Source organism: Methylobacterium jeotgali, assembly GCF_022179345.1.
GTDB lineage: Bacteria > Pseudomonadota > Alphaproteobacteria > Rhizobiales > Beijerinckiaceae > Methylobacterium > Methylobacterium jeotgali.
The window spans coordinates 1-19,961 of sequence record NZ_BPQR01000060.1; the positions used below are offsets into that span (position 1 = coordinate 1).

The 19,961-nt window shown below is 71.7% G+C and carries 20 protein-coding genes and 1 pseudogene; 7 read left to right on the forward strand and 14 right to left on the reverse strand.

Features of this window, described 5'->3' with window-relative positions:
- Positions 1-386, forward strand: a pseudogene (locus tag MFF04_RS16990) (TolC family outer membrane protein); the annotation flags it as partial.
- A gap of 100 nt (positions 387-486) precedes the next feature.
- Positions 487-822: a hypothetical protein gene (locus MFF04_RS16995; protein ID WP_238277501.1), complete on the forward strand. Its 336-nt coding sequence runs from the start codon at positions 487-489 to the stop codon at positions 820-822.
- Positions 823-826: 4 nt separating this feature from the next.
- Here MFF04_RS16995 and MFF04_RS17000 read toward each other — a convergent pair whose 3' ends face one another.
- The 5 genes from MFF04_RS17000 to MFF04_RS17020 form a co-directional block, all read right to left on the reverse strand.
- Positions 827-1,027, reverse strand: a complete 201-nt coding sequence (locus tag MFF04_RS17000; RefSeq protein WP_238277502.1) for a hypothetical protein — start codon at positions 1,025-1,027, stop codon at positions 827-829.
- A 167-nt stretch (positions 1,028-1,194) separates the two neighbouring features.
- Positions 1,195-2,580: a GTPase HflX gene (gene hflX / locus MFF04_RS17005; RefSeq protein ID WP_238277503.1), complete on the reverse strand. Its 1,386-nt coding sequence runs from the start codon at positions 2,578-2,580 to the stop codon at positions 1,195-1,197.
- Between the two features lie 309 nt (positions 2,581-2,889).
- Positions 2,890-3,141, reverse strand: coding sequence for an RNA chaperone Hfq (gene hfq, locus MFF04_RS17010; RefSeq protein ID WP_238249876.1), 252 nt, complete (start codon positions 3,139-3,141; stop codon positions 2,890-2,892).
- A 137-nt stretch (positions 3,142-3,278) separates the two neighbouring features.
- The gene (gene ntrX, locus MFF04_RS17015; protein ID WP_238277504.1) at positions 3,279-4,649 is read right to left on the reverse strand and encodes a nitrogen assimilation response regulator NtrX; all 1,371 of its coding nucleotides are present in this window, start codon (positions 4,647-4,649) and stop codon (positions 3,279-3,281) included.
- Positions 4,646-7,063: a sensor histidine kinase NtrY-like gene (locus tag MFF04_RS17020; RefSeq protein WP_238277505.1), complete on the reverse strand. Its 2,418-nt coding sequence runs from the start codon at positions 7,061-7,063 to the stop codon at positions 4,646-4,648. The genes ntrX and MFF04_RS17020 overlap by 4 nt, the downstream gene beginning before the upstream one ends.
- 158 nt (positions 7,064-7,221) lie before the next feature.
- On the opposite strand from MFF04_RS17020, the gene MFF04_RS17025 reads away from it, so the two are divergent.
- The 4 genes from MFF04_RS17025 to MFF04_RS17040 all read left to right on the forward strand — a co-directional run bounded on the left by MFF04_RS17025 (position 7,222) and on the right by MFF04_RS17040 (position 10,818).
- Positions 7,222-8,121 carry a DNA-3-methyladenine glycosylase family protein gene (locus MFF04_RS17025; RefSeq protein ID WP_238277506.1) on the forward strand — a complete coding sequence of 300 codons (900 nt, stop codon included), beginning with the start codon at positions 7,222-7,224 and terminating at the stop codon, positions 8,119-8,121.
- Between the two features lie 56 nt (positions 8,122-8,177).
- Positions 8,178-9,275, forward strand: coding sequence for a bifunctional DNA-binding transcriptional regulator/O6-methylguanine-DNA methyltransferase Ada (gene ada / locus MFF04_RS17030; protein ID WP_238277508.1), 1,098 nt, complete (start codon positions 8,178-8,180; stop codon positions 9,273-9,275).
- Positions 9,276-9,448: 173 nt separating this feature from the next.
- Positions 9,449-10,378, forward strand: coding sequence for a DMT family transporter (locus MFF04_RS17035; protein ID WP_238277509.1), 930 nt, complete (start codon positions 9,449-9,451; stop codon positions 10,376-10,378).
- Positions 10,375-10,818, forward strand: coding sequence for a GNAT family N-acetyltransferase (locus MFF04_RS17040; protein ID WP_238277510.1), 444 nt, complete (start codon positions 10,375-10,377; stop codon positions 10,816-10,818). Before MFF04_RS17035 ends, MFF04_RS17040 begins: the two co-directional genes overlap by 4 nt.
- A gap of 145 nt (positions 10,819-10,963) precedes the next feature.
- On the opposite strand, the gene MFF04_RS17045 is transcribed toward MFF04_RS17040, so the two are convergent.
- The 3 genes from MFF04_RS17045 to MFF04_RS17055 form a co-directional block, all read right to left on the reverse strand.
- Positions 10,964-11,467 carry a Ros/MucR family transcriptional regulator gene (locus MFF04_RS17045; RefSeq protein WP_238277511.1) on the reverse strand — a complete coding sequence of 168 codons (504 nt, stop codon included), beginning with the start codon at positions 11,465-11,467 and terminating at the stop codon, positions 10,964-10,966.
- Between the two features lie 296 nt (positions 11,468-11,763).
- Complete coding sequence (locus MFF04_RS17050; protein WP_238277512.1) at positions 11,764-11,961, reverse strand: hypothetical protein; 198 nt, start codon at positions 11,959-11,961, stop codon at positions 11,764-11,766.
- A gap of 7 nt (positions 11,962-11,968) precedes the next feature.
- Complete coding sequence (locus MFF04_RS17055) at positions 11,969-13,039, reverse strand: adenylate/guanylate cyclase domain-containing protein (RefSeq protein ID WP_238277513.1); 1,071 nt, start codon at positions 13,037-13,039, stop codon at positions 11,969-11,971.
- Between the two features lie 191 nt (positions 13,040-13,230).
- On the opposite strand from MFF04_RS17055, the gene MFF04_RS17060 reads away from it, so the two are divergent.
- Entirely contained in the window at positions 13,231-14,070 is an 840-nt protein-coding gene (locus tag MFF04_RS17060; RefSeq protein ID WP_238277514.1) for an aldo/keto reductase, read from the forward strand.
- Positions 14,071-14,164: 94 nt separating this feature from the next.
- Here the strand turns inward: MFF04_RS17060 and MFF04_RS17065 are convergent, their stop codons facing one another.
- The 6 genes from MFF04_RS17065 to MFF04_RS17090 form a co-directional block, all read right to left on the reverse strand.
- Positions 14,165-16,597: a TonB-dependent receptor gene (locus MFF04_RS17065; protein WP_238277515.1), complete on the reverse strand. Its 2,433-nt coding sequence runs from the start codon at positions 16,595-16,597 to the stop codon at positions 14,165-14,167.
- A gap of 317 nt (positions 16,598-16,914) precedes the next feature.
- On the reverse strand, positions 16,915-17,544 hold the full coding sequence (locus MFF04_RS17070; protein ID WP_238277517.1) for a hypothetical protein: 630 nt from the start codon (positions 17,542-17,544) through the stop codon (positions 16,915-16,917).
- Positions 17,541-18,401, reverse strand: a complete 861-nt coding sequence (gene pedC, locus MFF04_RS17075; protein WP_238277518.1) for a lanthanide ABC transporter permease protein PedC — start codon at positions 18,399-18,401, stop codon at positions 17,541-17,543. The genes MFF04_RS17070 and pedC overlap by 4 nt, the downstream gene beginning before the upstream one ends.
- Positions 18,401-19,165: a lanthanide ABC transporter ATP-binding protein PedB/LutE gene (gene pedB, locus MFF04_RS17080; RefSeq protein ID WP_238277520.1), complete on the reverse strand. Its 765-nt coding sequence runs from the start codon at positions 19,163-19,165 to the stop codon at positions 18,401-18,403. The genes pedC and pedB overlap by 1 nt, the downstream gene beginning before the upstream one ends.
- Entirely contained in the window at positions 19,162-19,389 is a 228-nt protein-coding gene (locus MFF04_RS17085; protein WP_238277522.1) for a hypothetical protein, read from the reverse strand. The genes pedB and MFF04_RS17085 overlap by 4 nt, the downstream gene beginning before the upstream one ends.
- 116 nt (positions 19,390-19,505) lie before the next feature.
- Positions 19,506-19,940: a cupredoxin domain-containing protein gene (locus tag MFF04_RS17090; protein WP_238277524.1), complete on the reverse strand. Its 435-nt coding sequence runs from the start codon at positions 19,938-19,940 to the stop codon at positions 19,506-19,508.
- Positions 19,941-19,961: the final 21 nt, after the last annotated feature.

A 19,961-nucleotide genomic window follows, 5' to 3' on the forward strand; every position in this document is an offset into this window, starting at 1 on the left:
TCCAGGTGGAGCAGAGCCGGGACCAGATCCGGGCGGCGATCGTCTCGGCCTGGGGGCAGCTGGAATCGGCGAAGGCGCGGGTGATCGCCTCGCAGGCGCAGGTGCAGGCCAACGAGGTCGCGCTGAACGGCGTGCGCGAGGAGGCCTATGTCGGCCAGCGCACGACGCTCGACGTGCTGAACGCGCAGCAGGAGCTCCTGAACGCCCGCGTCGCGCTGATCACCGCCCAGCGGGACCGGGTGATCTTCTCCTACGGCGTCGTCCAGGCGATCGGGCGGCTGACGATCCGCTATACCGAGCTGAAGGTCGCGGCCTACAGCCCGAAGACGCATTACGACCAGGTCAAGGACCTCTGGTACGGGCTGCGCACCCCGGACGGCCGCTGAGCCCGGCAGGGCTTCACATTTCGCGGCGGCGCTCCGGCTCGGCCACGCGCCAGCAACACGAGCGCCCTATCTGACCGGTATCCGCGACAGGATCCCGCCCATGCCGAACCGCCTTTCCCGCACTTTCGTCGCCCTCGCCGCGACGACGCTCCTCGTCACGCCGGCCCTGGCGCAGCGCCGGCTGGGTCCGGCCGCCGAGCGGGTGTTCACCCCGGCGCTCAGCTGCTCGGCCGTGCGCGGCATCGTCGCAGAGGCTCGCGATGTGGTCCTCGCCACGAGCCTCGCTCCGGATGTCTACGAGCGCGTCTATGCGGCAGGGGGCGTCTGCACCGACGAGGTGACGGCGGCGCCGGCCTTCGTGCCGACCGGCGACGATCCGATGTGCTTCGCCGGCTATCGCTGCCGGCAGCGCAACAACGGCGACGCCGGGCGCTGAGGCCTCAGCGCGACCGCTCGCTGCGGACCGGCACCAGCTCGGGGGCGAGCGCGTCCGGCCGCTTCCGCCCGGCGCCGCGCAGATCGCGCAGCATGTGGCGGATGCCCTCCTCGAAGACCGACAGCGAGAACACGGTCACCGCCAGCACCACGAGGGCGGAGACGAGAGTCCTGGCGGTGAGGAGGTCGGGGGCGAGGCTTTCCATGGCGTGACGGTCCTGCGGATCGCGGGCCCGGAAAACGACCTTCGGGCCAGCACCTCCCTAAGGTGGGCCCGCAATCCTTTCCGGACCATGTCGCACACCCGCGACTCAGCCATGCGTGCCCGTCCCGCCGCGAGGTGCGGCGGCGCACAGAATCCGTGAGCGGCCGCCTAGCGGCCGCCGATGTGGCGGGCCCTCGGGAAGCGGTTGAGGAAGCGCGGCTCCTTCTCCGGCGCGATGCGGATCGCGAGGTGGAGCGTGCCGCCCTCCTCCATGCGCCGGTCGAGCACTTCGGCGTTCTCGTAGAGCCAGTGCAGGGCGGCCCCGTCCTCGGGGGGCAGCACGACGGCGAAGGTCGAGCGGGCGCGGGCGATGCGCTGCTCGATCCGGGCGCTGAGCCGGTCGAGCCCCTCCCCCGTCAGCGCCGAGACGAGGACCGGCGCCTCGCCGCCCTTCCCTTGCCGGCTGAGATTGGAAAGCCGCGTGCGCTCGGCCTCGTCGAGGAGGTCCGCCTTGTTCCAGACCTCGATGATGCGCTCGGCATCCGTGCCGACGCCGAGCTCGCGCAGCACCTCGCCGACATCCTCCGCCTGCGCCTCGGTGTCCCCGTGAGAGACGTCGCGGACGTGGAGCAGGATGTCGGCCTCGATCACGTCCTCCAGCGTCGCCCGGAAGGCGGCGATGAGCGAGGTCGGCAGATCCGAGATGAAGCCCACGGTGTCGGAGAGGATCACGGTCTCGCCGTGGGGCAGCTTCGTCGCCCGGGCCGTGGGGTCGAGGGTCGCGAACAGCATGTCCTGCGCGAGCACCTGCGCCTTGGTCAGGGTGTTGAAGAGGGTCGACTTGCCGGCGTTGGTGTAGCCGACGAGCGCCACGATCGGGTACGGCACCCGCGCCCGGCTCTGCCGGTGCAGGCCGCGGGTGCGCGAGACCGAGTCGAGGTCCCGCTCGATGCGGGTCATCCGCTCCTGGATCATGCGCCGATCGGCCTCGATCTGTGTCTCGCCGGGGCCGCCGAGGAAGCCGAAGCCGCCCCGCTGGCGCTCCAGGTGGGTCCAGGAGCGCACGAGGCGGGACTTCTGGTAGGCGAGATGCGCGTGCTCGACTTGGAGCGTGCCTTCCCGGGTCGAGGCCCGGCGGCCGAAGATCTCCAGGATCAGCCCGGTGCGGTCGATGACCTTGGCGCCCCAGGCCTTCTCGAGGTTGCGCTGCTGCACCGGCGAGAGGGCGCAGTCCATGACGACGAGGCCGATCTCCTCGGCCTTCACCAGACCGGCGATCTCCTCGACGCGGCCCTTGCCGAGATAGGTCGAGGGCCGGATGCGCGGCAGCGCGACGGCAAAGGATTGAGTGACGTCGAGCTCGATGGCACCGGCGAGGCCCACCGCCTCGTCGAGGCGAGCCTCCACCGAGCGCGCGCTCGCGGAGGCGCCCTGCCCCGCCCGGACGGCGAGATAGGGGCCGACGACGAGGGTCTTGGTCGAGGCGGCGATCTCGCCTTCGGGCGCCGCCATCGCCTGGAGCCTCGCCTCGCCGGGGGTGATCAGATCCGTCATTCCGTCCTCGTTGCGCCCCGTCCTATCTGGAGAGGACGACCCCGCTTTGCAGCGGTGGCGGGGAGGGAAAAGCGCTCGCGCACGGCTGGTCTGGATGTCGGTCCGCGCCCCGCGCTCTCCCTCCCCCTCTGCGGGGGAGGATGGCCCTCGCGTCAGCGAGGGGCGGGAGAGGGGGCGCCGGCTTCAGGCACGGGCGCGGCCTTCATGACGGGCTGACCTCTTACGGCACCGCCGCTCCCCTCTCCCGAGCCCCTTCGGGGCCACCGTCTCTCGCAGGGGGAGAGAGCGCATGCGGTCTTCCGAACGGCCTCAGGCCTTCTCGGGCGTCTCGTCCGGCTCGAAGAGCTGCACGGGGTGGCCCGGCATGATCGTCGAGATGGCGTGCTTGTAGACGAGCTGCGAGTGCCCGTCCCGGCGCAGCAGCACGCAGAAATTGTCGAACCACGTCACCACGCCCTGCAGCTTGACGCCGTTGACGAGGAAGATGGTGAGCGGAATCTTGTTCTTGCGGACGTGGTTGAGGAACGTGTCCTGAAGGTTCTGCGCGCGCTCGCCCGCCATTTCTTCTTATCCTTCTTAACGCCGTCCCGCTCCGGCGCGCGGCCGCGACGGCGCGGCCCTTTCCGCGCGCCCGCCCTTATTACGGGCCCAAACCCACGCCGATGCAAGGGGTTGGCGCGTTCAAACCGCGTCCGCCGTCACGGGCCGATGCCGAGCGACTTCAGTTTCCTGTGCAGGGCCGAGCGCTCCATGCCGATGAACTCGGCGGTGCGGGAGATGTTGCCGGAGAAGCGCGCGATCTGCGCCACGAGGTACTCGCGCTCGAAGATCTCGCGAGCCTCGCGCAGCGCCAGGCTCATCAGCTTCTCGCCGCCCGCCCCCTGCGGGGTCGTGGGCACGAGGGTGCCGATCTCGGTGGGCAGCATCTCCGAGGTCACCTCGAGGTCGGGGTCCGTCGAGGTGAGGATCATCAGCCGCTCGACGTTGTTGCGCAGCTGGCGGATGTTGCCCGGCCAGTCGTGGGACTGGAGCACCGCCATGGCGTCCTCGGCGATGCGCCGCCGGGGCAGGCCCGTCGAGGCCGAGATCTGGTCCATGAAGAAGGAGATCAGCTCCGGCACGTCCTCCCGCCGCTCGGCCAGCGCCGGCACCCGGATCGGCACCACCGAGAGGCGGTGGAACAGGTCCTCGCGGAAGCGGCCCCCGGCGATCTCCTCGGCGAGGTCGCGGGACGAGGAGGAGATGATGCGCACGTCGACATGGACGCGGGCCGTGCCGCCGACCCGCTGGAAGTTCTGGTCGACGAGCACGCGCAGGATGCGATTCTGCGTCTCTCGGGGCATGTCCGCGACCTCGTCGATGTAGAGGGAGCCGCCATGGGCCTCCTCCAGGGCGCCGACCCGCCGTGCCCGGCCCTCCCCGGCCTCGACGCCGAACAGCTCCGCCTCCATCGTCTCCGGCGTGATCGTGGCCGCGTTGATGACGACGAAGGGCCCGTTGGCGCGCCCTGAGGCCGCGTGCAGCGTGCGCGCCGAGAGCTCCTTGCCCGAGCCCGGCGCGCCGGAGATCATCACGCGGGCATTCGTCGGCGCCACGCGCTCCAGGGTCTGGCGGAGCTGGTTGACGGCGACCGACCCGCCGACGAGCCGGCTCGCCTGGCCGGAGCGCGCCTTGAGGTCGCGGACCTCGCGCTTGAGACGGGAGGCCTCCAGCGCCCGCTCGGCCACGAGGATCAGCCGGTCGGCCTTGAAGGGCTTCTCGATGAAGTCGTAGGCGCCGGCCTTGATGGCCGAGACCGCGGTCTCGATGTTGCCGTGGCCCGAGATCATCACCACCGGCAGGTCCGGGTGGCCTGCCTTGATGAGGTCGAGCACCTGCAGACCGTCGAGGCGCGAGCCCTGCAGCCAGATGTCGAGGAAGACGAGGTGCGGGCGCCGGCTCTCGATCGCCGCGAGCGCCTCGTCGGAGCTGCCCGCCGTGCGGGTGCGGTGCCCCTCGTCGTCCAGGATCCCGGCGACGAGGTCGCGGATGTCGGCCTCGTCGTCGACGATCAGGATATCGGCGCTCATTGCTGCATCTCCGCGATCTTCTCCGCGCTGGTGTCGGCGCTCCCGGAGCCCGCCGCGGCGGCTCCGGTGGTGTCTGCGTTCGGAACGGCGGCGCCCTCGCGGCGCGGCGCGTCCCGGCTCCCGCCCGGCGCGGGGCCGTCCGTCTGGAGGGCGCGGGGCACGCGCATGCGCACGCTCCCGCCGCGGCCGGCCGGATTGTCGTTCAGCTCGATTACCCCGCCATGCTCTTCGAGCACCTTGCTGACGATGGCGAGGCCGAGGCCGGTGCCTCCCTCGCGGGTCGTCATATAGGGCTCGAGCAGGCGCTGGCGCCCTTCCTGGGGGAAGCCCTTGCCGTTGTCGGTGACATCGATCACCGCGAAGCCCTCCTCGAGGGAGAGCGTGAGGTCGACGCGGCCCTTGCCCCCGGCCATCTCCTCCTCCGGCACCGCGGCCACCGCCTCGACGGCGTTCTTGAGGATGTTGGTGAGCGCCTGGGACAGGAGGCGGATGTCGAAGGCCGCCGTCACCCGCTCGTCGCCGCCGATGCCCTTCGCCTGGAACCCGAAATCGAGGTCGGGATGGGCGACGCGCATCATGAACAGGTTCTGCTTGGCGATCTCGGTGAGGTCCTGCTCGGCGATGGCTGGCTTGGGCATCCGCGCGAAGGAGGAGAACTCGTCGACCATGCGCTTGATCTCGTCGACCTGGCGCACGATCGTCGCCGTGCACTGGTCGAACACCTCCCGGTCCACGGTGATGACCTTGCCGTACTTGCGCCGGATGCGCTCGGCGGAGAGCTGGATCGGGGTCAGCGGGTTCTTGATCTCGTGGGCGATGCGCCGCGCCACGTCCGCCCAGGCGGAGGTGCGCTGCGCCGAGACGAGGTCGGTGATGTCGTCGAGCGTCACCACGAAGCCGCGGGCGGCGCCTTGCGCCTGCTCGCTGGTGATCCGTACGGTTACCGTGCGCTCGCGCCCGTCGCGGGTGAGCTGGATCTGCTGCTGGAGGGCGCGCTGGCGGCCCTCGCCCTCGGGCAGCAGCGGCGCGAGCTCCGGCACGGCCTGGGTCAGCGGCATGCCGACGATGGCGTCGTTCGGCAGCGCCAGCATCCGGCAGGCGCCGGGGTTGGCGATGGTGATGGTGCCCGATGAGTCGACGCCGATGACGCCGGGCGAGACGCCCGAGAGCACGGCCTCGGTGAAGCGGCGGCGGCGGTCGATGAGGTCGCTCGCGGCGGTGAGCCCGTCGTGCTGGCGGCGCAGCTCCTGGGTCATCTTGTTGAAGCTGGCGCCGAGATGGGCGAGGTCGCCGTCGGATTTGCGGGCCGGCACCTGCGCGTAGAAGTTGCCGGAGGCGACCTGATCGGCGGCGTTGATGAGCCGGCGGATCGGCGCCACGAAGCGGTTGGCGAAGTTGAGCCCGAACCAGACCGCCGAGAGCAGCGCGATCAGCGAGATCAGCACGAACACCGAGGCGAAGGCGATCTGGATGTTCCGGCGCAGCGCATCGTAGGCGAGGTACTCGGCCGCCGCCGCCCGCGACACGGCGGGGAACTCGATGGCGAGCTGGCTGACCTCCCGCTGCACCAGCAGCGTCGCGTCGTCGTAGGCGGGCAGCCGCAGCAGCGCGGCGAAGACGCGGCCCTCCGTCGGCAGCAGGCAGATCGGGTCGGCGGTGGTCTTGGCCTCCTCGAAGGCGGCGGCGGGGGGGACCCGCGTCTGCTTGAGGACGTCGATCTTGGCGCGCGCGGCCACCTGATCGGGCCCGCGCATGATCTGCGCGACGGGCAGGCCGAGATTGGTCGCCCGCGTCGTCAGGAAGGTCTCGAACCACTCCCTGTTGGCGTCGAAGTTCGGCCGCGCCCGGGTGAGGTCGTCGCCGAGGATGCGGATCTCGCGGGCGAGGCTCTGGCACTGGTTCTCGAGATAGGCGTCGGCCACCTCGACGGATTTGAGCGTCACGTCCCGGACCCGGTCGGTGAAGCCGAGCGACAGGCCCCGGTCGAGGGTCACGGAGGCGACCACCGCGAGCAGGATCGTCGGCAGGATCGCGATGAGGCTGAACAGGCCGACGATGCGGGTATGGAGGCGGGCCACCGCCGCGTTCGCCCGCCGCGCGTGCAGGAAGACCCGCGCCTCCCAGGCGATGATCACCACGAGCCCGAGGACCAGCAGCACGTTGATGGCGAGCAGCGTCACGCCGATCGTCGGGGTCGGCGTCACCCGGATGACGCCGGCGAGGATCAGGAAGGTGCTGATCGCCGAGACCAGCGCCGTGCCGACGACCGCCGCGCCGATCCAGCCGGGCCCGCCCGGGCCGGGATGGACGATGGCCTCGACGCCTGCGCCCTGCTCGACGGCGGGCGCGTCCGCCGGCCGGCTCGCGCCGGCCTCGGCCCCCGTCTCACCGGCGTCCCGACCCTGTGGATTCATGGCTGATGCAGGGCCACAACAGTGTGGCGAAATTAATACGGACCGGGCATCGGCCGCCGCCGCTCTGCCTTGATCGGGCCCGCTCGACGCACCGGCCGGCCCGTGCTCCAACCCTCCTCCCCGGCGGCGATGAAGCGCGCGCCGGGGCGCGAGGCAGCATGAGAATCCCCGTCGCGGCGCCCTACGACTGGACCTTTCTCGCCGGCTTCCTCGGCGCCCGCGCGATCCCCGGCGTCGAGGCCGTGACGCCGGGCCGCTACGCGCGCACGGTGCGCCTCGCCGGCCGGCCGGGCCGGCTGACCGTCGAGCCCGACGACGCGGGTGCCTGCACGTGTCTCGCGGTCGCGCTGGAGCATCCGGACCCGGACGCGCTTCTCCTCGCCCGGCCGCGGATCGAGGCGCTGTTCGACACGCGCGCCGATCCGGCCGTCATCGGCGCACATCTGTCCCGCGATCCCGGTCTCGCGCCCCACGTCGCCCGGCGGCCGGGCCTGCGGGTGCCCGGCGCTTGGGACGGGTTCGAGATGGCCGTGCGCGCCATCCTCGGCCAGCAGGTCTCGGTCGGGGCGGCGACGATCCTGGCCGGCCGCCTCGTCGCTTGCTTCGGCGAGCCCCTGGAGGATCCCGGCGGGACGGGGCTCGTGCGGCTGTTTCCCGGGCCCGAGGCCCTGGCCGAGGCCGACCTCGCGCCGGTGCTGCGGATGCCCGGCGCCCGCGCCGCCGCGATCCGCGGGCTCGCCGTCGCGGTCCTCTCCGATCCCGATCTCCTGCGGCCCGGCACGCCGCTGGAGGAGGCGGTGGCGCGCCTGCGCGGCCTCCGGGGCATCGGCGAGTGGACGGCCCGCTACGTCGCGCTCCGGGCCCTGAAGGAGCCCGACGCCTGGCCGGCGGGCGATGTCGGGCTGATGCGCGCCCTCGGCGCCGGGCGCGGCCGGGCCGGCGCGGCGATGCTCGCCGCGCGCTCGGCGCCGTGGAGCCCCTGGCGGGCCTATGCCGCGCTCCATCTCTGGACGCAGGATTCGCTCGAAGTCGGGATTGTGGAGCAGGCGGCGGGATGAAGCGGCCCCGCGACCCTGCCAGGATACCCCCGACCTTCGAACACGGGAAACCTCCCATGACGCTCGCCCTTCTCGCCGATCCGCCCGCCGCCTTCGCCACCGAGGCCGAGCGCCGCCGCGCCGTCGCCGAGCGGGACGGACGCGCGGACGGGCACTTCGTCTACGCGGTGCGCTCCACCGGCGTGTATTGCCGCCCGAGCTGCCCGTCGCGGGCGGCGCTGCCGGAGAATGTCGGCTTCCATGCGAGCCCCGAGGCGGCGGAGGCGGCGGGCTTCCGGCCCTGCCTGCGCTGCCGGCCGAACGAGGCCGGCCGGGCGGAGCGCGGCGTCCGGGCGGTCGCCCTCGCCTGCCGGGCCATCGAGGAGGCGGAGACGCCGCCGGACCTCGCCGCCCTCGGCCGGGCCTCGGGGGTGAGCCCCTCGCATCTCCACCGCCTGTTCAAGGGCGCGACTGGTGTCAGCCCGCGGGCCTATGCCCGCGCCGTCCGCGCGGCCCGCGCCGGCAAGGGTCTGCGGGAGGGGGCGAGCGTTACCCGCGCCCTGCACGAGGCCGGCTTCAACGCCGCGAGCCGCTTCTACGCCGAGGCCGAGGACCGGCTCGGCATGAGCCCCCTCGCCTACCGCAAGGGCGGCCCCGGCGCGGCGATCCGCTTCGCGGTGGCGCCCTGCTCCCTCGGCCGGGTGCTCGTCGCGGCGACGGAGCGGGGCGTCTGCGCCATCCTGCTCGGCGACGACCCGGAGGCGCTGCGGCGGGACCTCGAGGCCCGCTTCCCCCGGGCCGAGCTCGTCGCGGGCGCGGGCGACTTCGAGGGGCTCGTCGCCCGCGTCGTCGGGTTGGTCGAGCGCCCGGAGGCGGATGCCGCGCTGCCCCTCGACATCGCCGGAACCGCCTTCCAGGAGCGGGTCTGGCAGGCGCTGCGGGCGATCCCGTCGGGCGAGACCGCGACCTATACCGGCATCGCCCGCGCCATCGGCGCGCCGACCTCGGCCCGGGCTGTGGCCCGTGCCTGCGGCGCCAATCCGCTCGCGGTGGCCGTGCCCTGCCACCGGGTGGTCGGGGCCGGGGGCGCGCTCTCGGGCTATCGCTGGGGCCTCGAGCGCAAGCGCGCCCTCCTCGCGCGGGAGGCCGCGGCGACCGAGGCCGACGGCGACTGAGCCGCCATGCGCTGGCCGGGCCCCGCGCCTGCGCGGGCCCGCCTGTCGGAGGGTCGCGGGCCGCGCCATCTGAGAGCGCTCACGCCGGGCCTCTCGCGGGCCGGTGGGACAGGACACGACGCCGAGGAACGCCCCGCGCGATGCCATCTCCGTCCCACGCTTCCGACACGCCGATGCCAAGTCCGGCGCAAGCGGCTGCCCCTGCCCCGGGTGCGGCCCTCCAGGCCTACCCGCTGCTCGTCGGCACGGCGCTGCTCTGGGCCGGAAACGCCGTGGCCGGGCGCTGGGCGCCGGGGGAGGTCTCGCCGCAGGTGCTGACCTGCCTGCGCTGGGCGATCGTCTGCGTGGCGCTGGCAGCGACCGCCCGCGGACGGGTCGCCGCCGAGTGGCCGGTTCTGATTCGCCACTGGCCCCGGATCCTGCTGATGGGTGGCTGCGGCTTCACGGCCTTCGCGAGCCTGTTCTACGCGGCCGGCGCCTACACGAGCGCCGTCAACCTGGCGCTTCTCCAGGGGGCGGTCCCGGTCTTCGTCATCCTCATCAACGTGGCCCTCGGCGGAGGGGGCGTCAGCCTCGGCCAGGCGCTCGGCGTCGCGGTGACGCTGCTGGGGGCCGGGATCGCGGCGACCCATGGCGACCTCGCGATCCTCACCCATTTCGGCTTCAACCGGGGCGACCTGCTGATGCTCGCCGCCTGCCTGCTCTACGCCGGCTACACGGTCGCCCTGCGCAGCCGCCCGAAGGTCTCGGGGCTCGCCTTCTTCACGGCGCTCGCCGTGGCGGCCTTCCTGACCTCGCTGCCGCCGCTGCTGGTCGAGTGGGCGACGGGCCACGCCGTGTGGCCGACCGCGAAGGGCTGGGCGATCGTCGCCTTCGTGGCGATCGGGCCCTCCCTCGTCTCGCAGCTCTCCTTCATGCGCGGCGTCGAGCTGATCGGGCCGAACCGGGCGGGCGTGTTCGTCAATCTCGTGCCGGTGTTCGGGGCGATCCTCGCCGTGCTGCTCGTCGGCGAGCCCTTCCGCTGGAACGACGCGCTGGCGCTGGTTCTGGTGCTCGGCGGCATCGTCATCGCCGAGGGCCGCTTCCGGAGGCGTTCGCCGTGAGCACGACGATCCGCGACATCGGCCCCGGCGACGAGGCGGCCTGGCGGGGGCTGTGGGAGGGCTACCTCGCCTTCTACGGCCAAAGCCTGCCGGAGGCGGTGACGCGGGCGACCTGGGCGCGCCTGATCGACCCGGCCGTGCCGATGATCGGGCGCCTCGCGGAGAGCGATGGGAGCGCCGCGGGCTTCAGCCTCAGCGTGCTCCACGAGGGCAGCTGGACGATCGCGCCGGTCTGCTACCTGGAAGACCTGTTCGTGCGCGCGGATCGGCGCGGGGCCGGCCTCGGGCGCGCCCTCATCGAGGACGTTCTGGCGCTCTGCCGGGTGCGGGGCCTGTCGCGGCTCTACTGGCACACCCGCGAGGACAACGAAGCGGCGCGCCGCCTCTACGACGGCTTCACGCAGGCCGACGACTTCCGCCGCTATCGCCTGTTCCTGTGACGGTTGGGCGCCCAGGATCGTCAGGCGCTCATGGACGCGCCTGACGATCCCGGTGCTTTCGTCGGGTCGTCGGCCCGGACGGAGAACCGGCCTCCACTTCTCCCGGACCAACTCTTATCGGGCGCCCCGATCCTCGACGTGTGGATCAGGCGGCCACGGCCTTGCGGCGGCCGCGGGGCTTCTTCTCGGCGGCCGGTGCGGGCTCCTCGGCGGGGGCGGGCTCCTCGGCGGGGCGGCGGCGCTGCTGGCCGAGGCCGAGGTTCTTCGCGAGCGCCGAGCGGGCGGCGGAGTAGCTCGCGGAGACCATCGGATAGTCGGTGGGCAGGCCGAAGCGCTCGCGGTAGCCGTGCGCGTCGAGGCCGTGGCGGGTCAGGTGCCGCTTGAGGCTCTTGTAGGGCTTGCCGTCGATGAAGGAGATCAGCGCGTCCGGGGTGACGGACTTGCGGATCTGGGCGGGGGTGGCGCGGGTCTTCTCCGGCTCCTCGACGGTGGCGGGCGCCTGGCGCAGGCCGACCAGGGCGGCGTGGACGCTGGCGATGAGGCTCGCGAGGTCGGCGACCGGAATGGAGTTGTTGGAGACGTAAGCCGACACGATATCGGCCGCGAGTTCTACGTGGTCGTCCTGCACCATCGGCTCCGTCTCGGACATTCTCAGTTCCTCTTGGGATGACGTGAGAGACGCTTAGTCAAGTTGCAGCAGAACGCAAGCAGGCCCGCAAGAACATTTTGCGTGTCAAGATGTTTCCCGTGGACAAGGCGGCGCCGAAACGGCCGCCTTCCGAGGAGCGACCCAGCAAGGCATGATCTGCCGCCGATATCGGTCGTGTCGTCCATGAATACCGCACGATCCGGCAACCAGGGCGGGCAGCCTCCAGCTTTCATCGGCGGTGTTTTACGGGGCGGTAACCGCGTTCAGCGCGGCCGATACGTAAGGCCGGGGCGCGGTCAGCGGCCCTTCACGAGGCCGCCGGCCAGGCCGAGAAGGATCAGCCCGAGCCCGAGGGCGAAGCGCAGCGGCCGGATGTCGCCGCCGATCGCCGCGACGCCCGCCGCGGCGAGCACGATGATGCCGGCCAGCGGCGGCCCGAAGCGCAGGGCGAGGCGGAGCGGCGTGCGCCAGGTGAGCGGGGCGGGCGCGCTCACGGCCGGATCACTGCGCCGCCGCGACCTGATGGGCCGCGACGTCGGGCGCCGCATCGCCCGGGGCGACACGCTCCAGGCTCGACACCGAGATCGGCTGGCCGCGGCCGCGCACGCTGTGGGTGCCCATGGAGCGGGCCTCGATCCCCGGCGGCAGGCTCTCCAGCCGCGAGAGCAGGTCCTGCGAGATCAGCACCGAGGCGCCCAGCGGCCGGCACAGGGCCTCGATGCGGGAGGTGGCGTTCACCGCGTCGCCGAAATAGGCGATCTTGTGCCGGTCGACCCCGACCTCGGCCGTCACCACCGAGCCGCCGTGGAGCGCCGCCCGCAGGCGCGGCACCGTGCCGAAGCGGGCCTTCCAGGCCTCCGCCTCCGCCTCGATGCGGTCGAGCACGTCGAAGACGCAGGCCACGCAGCGGGCGTTCTTGAGGCCGCGCTCCATCGGCCAGGTGATCATCGCCATGTCGCCGATGTAGTCGTCCGTCGAGCCGGCGTTGCGGCGCACAGGCTCGGCCAGCGTCGCGAACACCGCCCCGAGATAGGCCTGCGCGCGCAGGTCGCCGTGGGTCTCCGCGAAGGCCGTGGAGCCGACCACGTCGAGGAACAGGAAGATGCGCTCCTCCATCACCGGCTGGTGGTAGCGCCCGACGAGGAAGTTCACGAAGACCTCGCCCCCGATCAGGTCGCGCATGCGCACCACGAAGACGAGGAGCGCCGAGACGGCGAGCGAGTAGGCGAGCACCCGCGGCGTGATGCGGACGGCGTCGCGCAGGGAATCCGTGGTCAGGCCCAGCGCCCAGACCACGAAGCCGCCGACGGCGATGCCGAGCGCGATCATCAGCACGTAGGCGAGCTCCGCCGCCGGCACGTAGATCATCGCCGGCAGCCGCCGCATCCGGGTCTGGAGGCCGGCGAGGATCAGGCCGCGGTCGAAGGCGAGGCCAACCCCGCCCACCGCGATGCCGTAGACGAGCCCGGCGAGCGGCGTCGCACCGCCGGCGAAGAGCATGTTGTAGAGAAGGCCCGCACCGCCGCAGAATGCGATCAGCGCGGCCCAGAACCAGCGGTGCTGGGGCAGCATCGCGTCAGCTCCGCCGGAGGAGCGCGCCGGCGCGTTGCGCGTCGGCAGGCGTCGGAGCGACGGTGAACACGGCCTGCTCCTGGGTTCGCGTGCGGTTCGGAGCGGCGCGGGACGCCGCAGGTTCTGGTCAGTCCCGTATGATGGCGTCAATAAGGCGCATGCCTGCGCGAGACGGGCGAAGGGAGACAGCCATGAGGATGCGCGGCTTCGGGGCCACGGGCGTGCGGGTCCCCGCGATCGGACAGGGCACCTGGCGGCTCGACGATTCCGACCGGGGCCAGGCCGTCGCCGCCCTGCGGGCCGGCGTCGATGCCGGCCTCACCCATGTCGACACCGCCGAGATGTACGGCGAGGCCGAGGCCATCGTCGGGGAGGCGATCCGCGGCCTGCGGGAGGAGGTGTTCCTCGTCTCGAAGGTGATGCCCGGCAACGCCACCCGCCGGGGCGTCGCCCGCGCCTGCGAGGCCTCCCTGAAGCGCCTCGGCACCGACCGGCTCGACTGCTTCCTGCTGCACTGGCCGGGCAGCCATCCCCTGGAGGACACGATCGCCGGCTTCGAGGACCTGCGCCGGGACGGCAAGATCCTGTCCTGGGGCCTGAGCAACTTCGACGTGCCCGCGCTCGACCGGGCGCTCGCCATTGCCGGCCCCTACCGCATCGCCTGCAACCAGGTGCTCTATCATCTCGGCGAGCGGGCCATCGAGCACGCGGTGCTGCCCTGGTGCCGGCACAACGGCGTCGCCCTCGTCGGCTACTCGCCCTTCGGTAGCGGCGACTTCCCCTCGCCCGCGAGCCCCGGTGGGCGGGTGCTCGCCGAGGTCGCCGGCCGCCACGGCGCGACGCCGCACGGCGTGGCGCTCGCCTACCTGACGCGTCTCGAGGGCAGCTTCGCGATCCCGAAGACGGGGCGGCCGGAGCGGGCGCTCGAGAACGCCGCCGCCGACGCGATCGCGTTGAGCGAGGGCGACGTCGCCGCGATCGAGGCGCAGTTCCCCCTCGGGCGCCGCCCGCGCACCCTGCCGATGCTCTGAGGGCCCCGAAACGGAAGCGGGCGGCGGGGATGTCCCCGCCGCCCGCGCGCCGTCCGCGAGAAGGCGGCCCCGGGGAGCCGCCGGAGCCTCCGCCCTACCAGGTCACCTTGAGGCCGCCATAGGCCGAGAGCGGCTGGGCGAGCGTCGTCGTGCGGGGGTCGTTGATCGTGTAGTTGCCCGCCACCGGGCCGGTCTCGGCGAAGGTGCCGAAGGTCGTGTAGCGGTGGTTGAAGAGGTTCGTCACCAGGGCGAAGACCTGAACGTTCTCCGTCACCTGAACGCTGGTGTTGAGGTTGGCCACGAAGTAGGCCGGCAGCTTCCGGTTGAGGTTCGACTCGTCGCCCCGGTAGTAGGACGAGGAGAAGGCCTGCATGTTCATGCCGAAGCGCCAGATCGGGGTGATGTAGTAGTCGAAGCCGACCTTGACCTGATGGTCGGGGACGAGCGGGACCTTGTTGCCGCGCGTCACGGTGATGAGGCCGTTGTTGCTCAGCGGGTTGTTGGGCGAGGACAGGTCGCCGTTGAACTGGAAGGTGGCGTCGACGAGGGCGTAGTTGGCGTAGAGGCTCAGGCGCTCGCTGACGTACTCGCCGGCAACCTCGATGCCCTGGCGCTGGGTGGCCGGAACGTTGACGAAGTAGCCGCGCGCCGCGTTGCCGGGGGTGGCGAGCTGGAGGATGTCGTTGGTCAGGTCGGTGCGGAAGAGGCCGAGCTTGTAGTTGAGAATGGCGTTCTCGTAGAACTTCGGCACGGTGCCGCGGATGCCGACCTCGTAGGTGCGGCCGGTGACCTGCTTCAGCGGCGGGTCGGCGACGAGGGAGTTCGGCAGCAGGCAGGGCCGGTCGGGATTGGCGCAGGCGAGCTCCAGCGGCGTCGGCGCGCGGTTCGACTCCGAGTAGCCGCCGTAGAGGGTCAGCTCCGGCAGGAAGCGGTAGGCGAGGCCCGCCACCGGGTTGATCTTGTTGAAGTAGTGAGTGCCGTTCACGTCCGGCGAGAAGCCCGTGGTGTCGGTCGTGGTGATGCGCGCGAAGTTGAGCCGCGCGCCGGCGGTGAGCGAGAGGGCGTCGGTCACGTCGAAGGTGTCGACGGCGTAGAGGCCCATGTAGAGGTTCGAGCCGAACACCGCGCTCGGGGCTATGCCAAGGGCGGCGGCCGTGCGCAGCTGGGTGGTGCCGAGGCCGGGGATGAAGCCGTAGTTCGGGTTCGCCGGGTTCGTGGTGACGCTGAGGTCGGGGTTGATGGCGCCGAGCGTCGAGGACGACTTGTAGGTGTAGTCGGCCACGTCGATGCTGCCGCCGACGATGAAGGTGTTGTTGTGGCCGGCGAGGGTGTCGCGGTTCGTCGCCTGCAGCGTGCCGCCGTAGCCCGTCGCCTCGGTCTTGGTGACGTCGATGGTGCCGTAGGGCACGCCCGCCGTGAACGGGACGCGCTGGTTCTGAGCCCCGAGGATCGTGAACTGGTTGCGGAAGGCGAGCTCCGACTGGCCGGGCGCGCGCACGAAGCCGTCATCCTCGAAGCAGAGGAAGCCGCGGTTCGACGAGCGCGTGCTGCACTGCTCGAAGTTGCCGTCGTTGCCGTCGACGTAGACCGAGCTGTAGCGGCGGTAATAGGCGTTGCCGGCGAGGTCCCAGGTCGGCGAGACGTTGACCTTGCCGTTGAGCTGGATCTGGCCGACCTCGTTGCTGGTGGTCTGCGGGTAGGTGAAGATCGCCCGCGGGTCGGCGCGGGAGAAGTCGACGGGCGTGGCGGCGGCCGCTCCGAAGAAGGTCTTGGCGCCGGACGCGACGAGGTGGAACTCGGAATCCGGCGTGCGGTAGCCGAGGTCGGCGTAGACGCGGCCGATCTCGCTCGGCGACTGGAAGCGCCAGCCGGCGTCGCGCAGGCCCTCGCCGGCGAAGTAGAAGGCCCAGTTGCCGATCTGCTGGCCGTACTGGAGCGAGCCGGCGATGCGCCCGTCCGAGCCGCCGAGCACGGTCACTTCCTTGCCCTGCCAGGTGAAGCCGTTCTTCATCTCGATGTTGACCGCGCCGCCGAGCGCGTTGAGGCCGAAGACCGGGTTGCCGGTGAAGATGTCGATGCGGTTGATGGCGACGGACGGGATCAGGTCCCAGTTCACGACGTCGCCGAAGGCCTCGTTAATGCGCACGCCGTTCTGGTAGACGGTCAGGCCCTGCGGGTTGCCCTGGAGGGGCGAGGCGTCGAAGCCGCGATAGGTCAGGGTCTGGCGGTTCGAGTTGCCCTGCCCGTCCGACAGGCTCACGCCCGGCGTGCGCCGGGCCAGCGTGAAGGTCGGGTCGAGGGTGGCGCGGTCCTGCTCGAATTCGCGGGCCGAGACGGTCTCGACGTTGCTCGGGATCCGGTTGAGCTGAAGCGCGCTGCCGCCGCTCGCGAGCACCGGCGTGGTGGCGACGACGTCGAGCTGGTCGAGGGTGACGGTGGGAACCACGACGGCCTGCTGCGCGAGCACCGCGCAGGGCCAGAGGGCGACCGAAGCGACGAGACCGCCGCGCAGCGCACGCAAACCCATTTCCCACCCCTCGTCCGAGCCCAAGGCCGGCCCCTGTTCGACGGGGCCTTGATGAGAGCTTTCTGAGGGGCGCCCGGGGTCCTCGCAATGGCCCGCCGGGGTCCGTCGGCGCGAATTCGGCCGGTCTGGGACCGGCACAGTGACAATCGTGGGCGCCGTTGCGGTCCTGTCACAGCTTTTTGGTTTGAGAACAACGACTTACGGGATGTTCCAGCAATCTGGACGGGACTTTTCGGCAACCCTCGCGGACGCCATGGTCCTCCGTCGGCGGGGGCCTCCGACAGATTCGCGGCACCCCGTCCCCGCGGGCCGAAATCTCACATCTTGGTCGTCAGCCGTGCCTGGATGCGCCGGGCGATCTCGCCGAGGCGCTGCTCCAGGAGCTGGGGCACCTCGCAGACGTACTGGAGCGACTGGCTGCGCTCCTGGAAGATGCGCCGGTCCCAGGCGAAGCGCGTCTCAAGCTCGGACTGGTCCTTGGGCATCTCGCGGGCGTCCTCGGCGCTCGGCGCATCCTTGGTCTGGCTGATCTTGTCGGCCTCCTCGCGGATGCGCTCGGCCATGCGGCGCTGGCCTTGCGCGTAGCGGCCGATGCCGCCCATCACCTTGTCGCGCTCGCCGCCGATCACCTCGAAGACGCCGGAGAAGACGCGGGCGAGCCGCTGGTCCTTGTCCGGTCCCGCCTCGGCGGCGAAGGCGTCGAGGAGCCCGTCGACCTCCGACATCTCCGTGCGCCGGGAGGCGAGCTTGCGGGCGAGCTGCGCGGCGGCGGAATCGTCGCCCCACTCGCCGGCCTGCGCGAGGTCGGGGCCGTTCCAGAACTGGCCGGGGCTGAGATTCGTGACCTTGCGCTGGACGCAGGGCCAGTCGGGATCGGTCCTCGGCTGGGCGGTGGCCGTCGTCGCGGCGCCGAGGAGCATGACGAGAGAGAGCGTTGCGTGCCTCATGGCGTGTCTCCGGCGGGGCCCCCGCGCCGGGCCATGAGGCCGCGGCCGGGGTCGTAGGCGATGACGGCCATCGCGAAGAAGGCGAGCGTGGTGCCCGTCACGACGGCGAAGGCCAGGGGCTCGAACTGCCCGTAGAGCGCGAAGCGCACGAGCTGCACGGCGTGGGTGAAGGGGTTGGCCTCGCAGATCCAGTAGAGCGTCTCGCTGGCCTCGCGGATGCGCCAGAGCGGGTAGAGCGCCGAGGAGGCGAAGAACATCGGGAAGATCACGAAGTTCATCACGCTGGCGAAGTTCTCGAGCTGGCGCACCAGGGAGGACAGGAACAGGCCGATCGCCCCGAGCATCAGCCCCGTGGCGAGGAAGGCCGGCAGCGCCGCGAGGTAGCCCGCCGGCGTGATGTCGGTTTCCCAGAACCAGGCGACGGCCAGGAACGCGTAGGCCTGCACGATCGAGACGCTGACCCCCGCGACGAGCTTGGCGAGCAGCAGCAGCCAGCGGGGGTAGGGGCTCGTGAGCAGCACCTTCATCGAGCCGACCTCGCGGTCGTAGACCATCGAGAGCGACGACTGCATGCCGTTGAAGAGCTGGATCATCACGGCGAGGCCGGGCACCACATAGACCTCGTAGAGCACGTAGGTCTGGTAGGGCGGCTCGATCGAGACGCCGAGCGTGTTGCGGAAGCCCGCCGCGAAGATGAACAGCCACACCAGCGGCCGCACCAGCGCGGACAGGAAGCGCTCCTTCTGGTTGAAGAAGCGCAGGAGCTCCCGGCGCACGATGCCGCCGAGGCAGATCAGGTAGCCGACGGCGTCGAGCCGTCCGAGATGGGGCACGCGGGCGGGGGCAGGTGTCGTCATCACGCCGCCTGCCTCCCCGGCTCGGCGACGAGGCGGCGGAAGGCCGTCTCCAGCCCCTCGCCCGGCGCGCCGATCTCGCCCGCCCGTCCGCGCGCGACAATGCGGCCCTTGTGGAGGATGACGGCGTCGTCGCCGGGCTCGATCTCCTCGAAGATGTGGGTCGCCCAGAGCACCGAAAGCCCCTCGTCCCGCACGAGGTCGCGCACGATGCGCACGATGCCGGCGCGCGACTCGAGGTCGAGGCCGACGGTCGGCTCGTCGAGGAGGAGGAGGCGCGGCTCGTGGACGAGGGAGCGGGCGATCTCGATGCGCCGGGACTGGCCGCCGGACAGGGTGCGGACCTTGTCGCCCCGCCGCTCCGCGAGCCCGACCCGGTCGAGGAGCGCGGCGATCCGCGCCTTGGCCGGTCCCCGGGCGATGCCGTGCAGGCTGGCGTGGTAGAGAAGATTCTGCTCGACGGTGAGGTCGGTATCGAGCGTGCGCGCCTGGAACACGACGCCGAGGCGGGCCAGCGCCCGGGACGGCTCCCGGTCGAGGCCGTGGCCGAAGATCGCGACCCGCCCCTCCTGGTTATTGTAGAGGCGGGTGATCACCGAGAACAGGGTCGTCTTGCCGGCGCCGTTCGGCCCGAGCAGCGCCATGAAGCGCCCCCGCTCCACGGTGATCGACACGTCGGAGAGCGCGGCGCGGGCGCCGAAGCGATGCCCGACGCCGGCGACCTCGAGAGCCGGAGCGGCGCCCTCCCTTCCTGGGACAACGCTCACTTGGGCAGCGCTCGCTTGGCGTCGCCGACCGCGTCGAGGCACTCGTCGTACTCGGCCTCGCCCTGCTCGCGCTCGGCGACCCGGAGCGCCTTCTTCAGCTTGCCCAGCGCCGGCTCGGCGGGCGCCCTGGCGATCTCGGCCTTGATCATGCCGATGCCCTCGGCGCAGGCGGCCTTGTCGTCGGCGAGCGCGGGCGTCGCCAGGAGGAGCGTGGCGAGCGCCACGGCAGCCTTCTTCCCCCTGCGCGAGAGGGCGGCTCCCGACCCTCGCTGACGCGAGGGCCACCCTCCCCCGCGGAGGGGGAAGGGAGCGGGCGCGCGTTCGATACGAGAGCGACGCATCACTTCACCGTCAGGGTGCCGGTCATGCCCTTGGCCTCCAGGCCCCGCGCCTCCCACTTGTAAGCGCCGGGCTTGATCGCCACGAACTCGATGGCGATCTCGCCGGGGTCGTCGAACTCGAGATGGTCGGGCGGGCCGCCGCCGTGGATCTCGAGGTGGTTGATGACGATCTGGTTGAGCCAGATGTAGCGGAAGAACTCCGGCGCGTAGAATTTGTACTCCTGCCGGCCCTTGGCGACGATGCGCAGCCGGTAGGCCTTGCCCGATTCCAGCGTGATGTCCCGGTTCTCGACGGCGAAGTCGTTGCCTTCGTCGTTGCCGAGGACGAGGTCGGGCAGGTTCTCGCGCTTCTTCGTCAGGTCGAGCGCCTGGGCGCTGCCGGCGGCGAGAAGTCCGGCGAGGCCGAGCGCGGCGAGCCGTGCGATCCGATGCATCCTGCCTCCTGCGGGCGCGGT

Bases quoted from the DNA above. Each gene is read 5' to 3' on its own strand.
- MFF04_RS17020 (WP_238277505.1), bottom strand. From the start codon at position 7,063: ATGAATCCACAGGGTCGGGACGCCGGTGAGACGGGGGCCGAGGCCGGC.
- MFF04_RS17000 (WP_238277502.1), bottom strand. From the start codon at position 1,027: ATGGAAAGCCTCGCCCCCGACCTCCTCACCGCCAGGACTCTCGTCTCC.
- MFF04_RS17055 (WP_238277513.1), bottom strand. From the start codon at position 13,039: ATGCTGCCCCAGCACCGCTGGTTCTGGGCCGCGCTGATCGCATTCTGC.
- ntrX (WP_238277504.1), bottom strand. From the start codon at position 4,649: ATGAGCGCCGATATCCTGATCGTCGACGACGAGGCCGACATCCGCGAC.
- MFF04_RS16995 (WP_238277501.1), top strand. From the start codon at position 487: ATGCCGAACCGCCTTTCCCGCACTTTCGTCGCCCTCGCCGCGACGACG.
- MFF04_RS17045 (WP_238277511.1), bottom strand. From the start codon at position 11,467: ATGTCCGAGACGGAGCCGATGGTGCAGGACGACCACGTAGAACTCGCG.
- MFF04_RS17070 (WP_238277517.1), bottom strand. From the start codon at position 17,544: ATGAGGCACGCAACGCTCTCTCTCGTCATGCTCCTCGGCGCCGCGACG.
- MFF04_RS17090 (WP_238277524.1), bottom strand. From the start codon at position 19,940: ATGCATCGGATCGCACGGCTCGCCGCGCTCGGCCTCGCCGGACTTCTC.
- MFF04_RS17025 (WP_238277506.1), top strand. From the start codon at position 7,222: ATGAGAATCCCCGTCGCGGCGCCCTACGACTGGACCTTTCTCGCCGGC.
- pedC (WP_238277518.1), bottom strand. From the start codon at position 18,401: ATGACGACACCTGCCCCCGCCCGCGTGCCCCATCTCGGACGGCTCGAC.
- hfq (WP_238249876.1), bottom strand. From the start codon at position 3,141: ATGGCGGGCGAGCGCGCGCAGAACCTTCAGGACACGTTCCTCAACCAC.
- MFF04_RS17060 (WP_238277514.1), top strand. From the start codon at position 13,231: ATGAGGATGCGCGGCTTCGGGGCCACGGGCGTGCGGGTCCCCGCGATC.
- hflX (WP_238277503.1), bottom strand. From the start codon at position 2,580: ATGACGGATCTGATCACCCCCGGCGAGGCGAGGCTCCAGGCGATGGCG.
- MFF04_RS17035 (WP_238277509.1), top strand. From the start codon at position 9,449: ATGCCAAGTCCGGCGCAAGCGGCTGCCCCTGCCCCGGGTGCGGCCCTC.
- MFF04_RS17065 (WP_238277515.1), bottom strand. From the start codon at position 16,597: ATGGGTTTGCGTGCGCTGCGCGGCGGTCTCGTCGCTTCGGTCGCCCTC.
- ada (WP_238277508.1), top strand. From the start codon at position 8,178: ATGACGCTCGCCCTTCTCGCCGATCCGCCCGCCGCCTTCGCCACCGAG.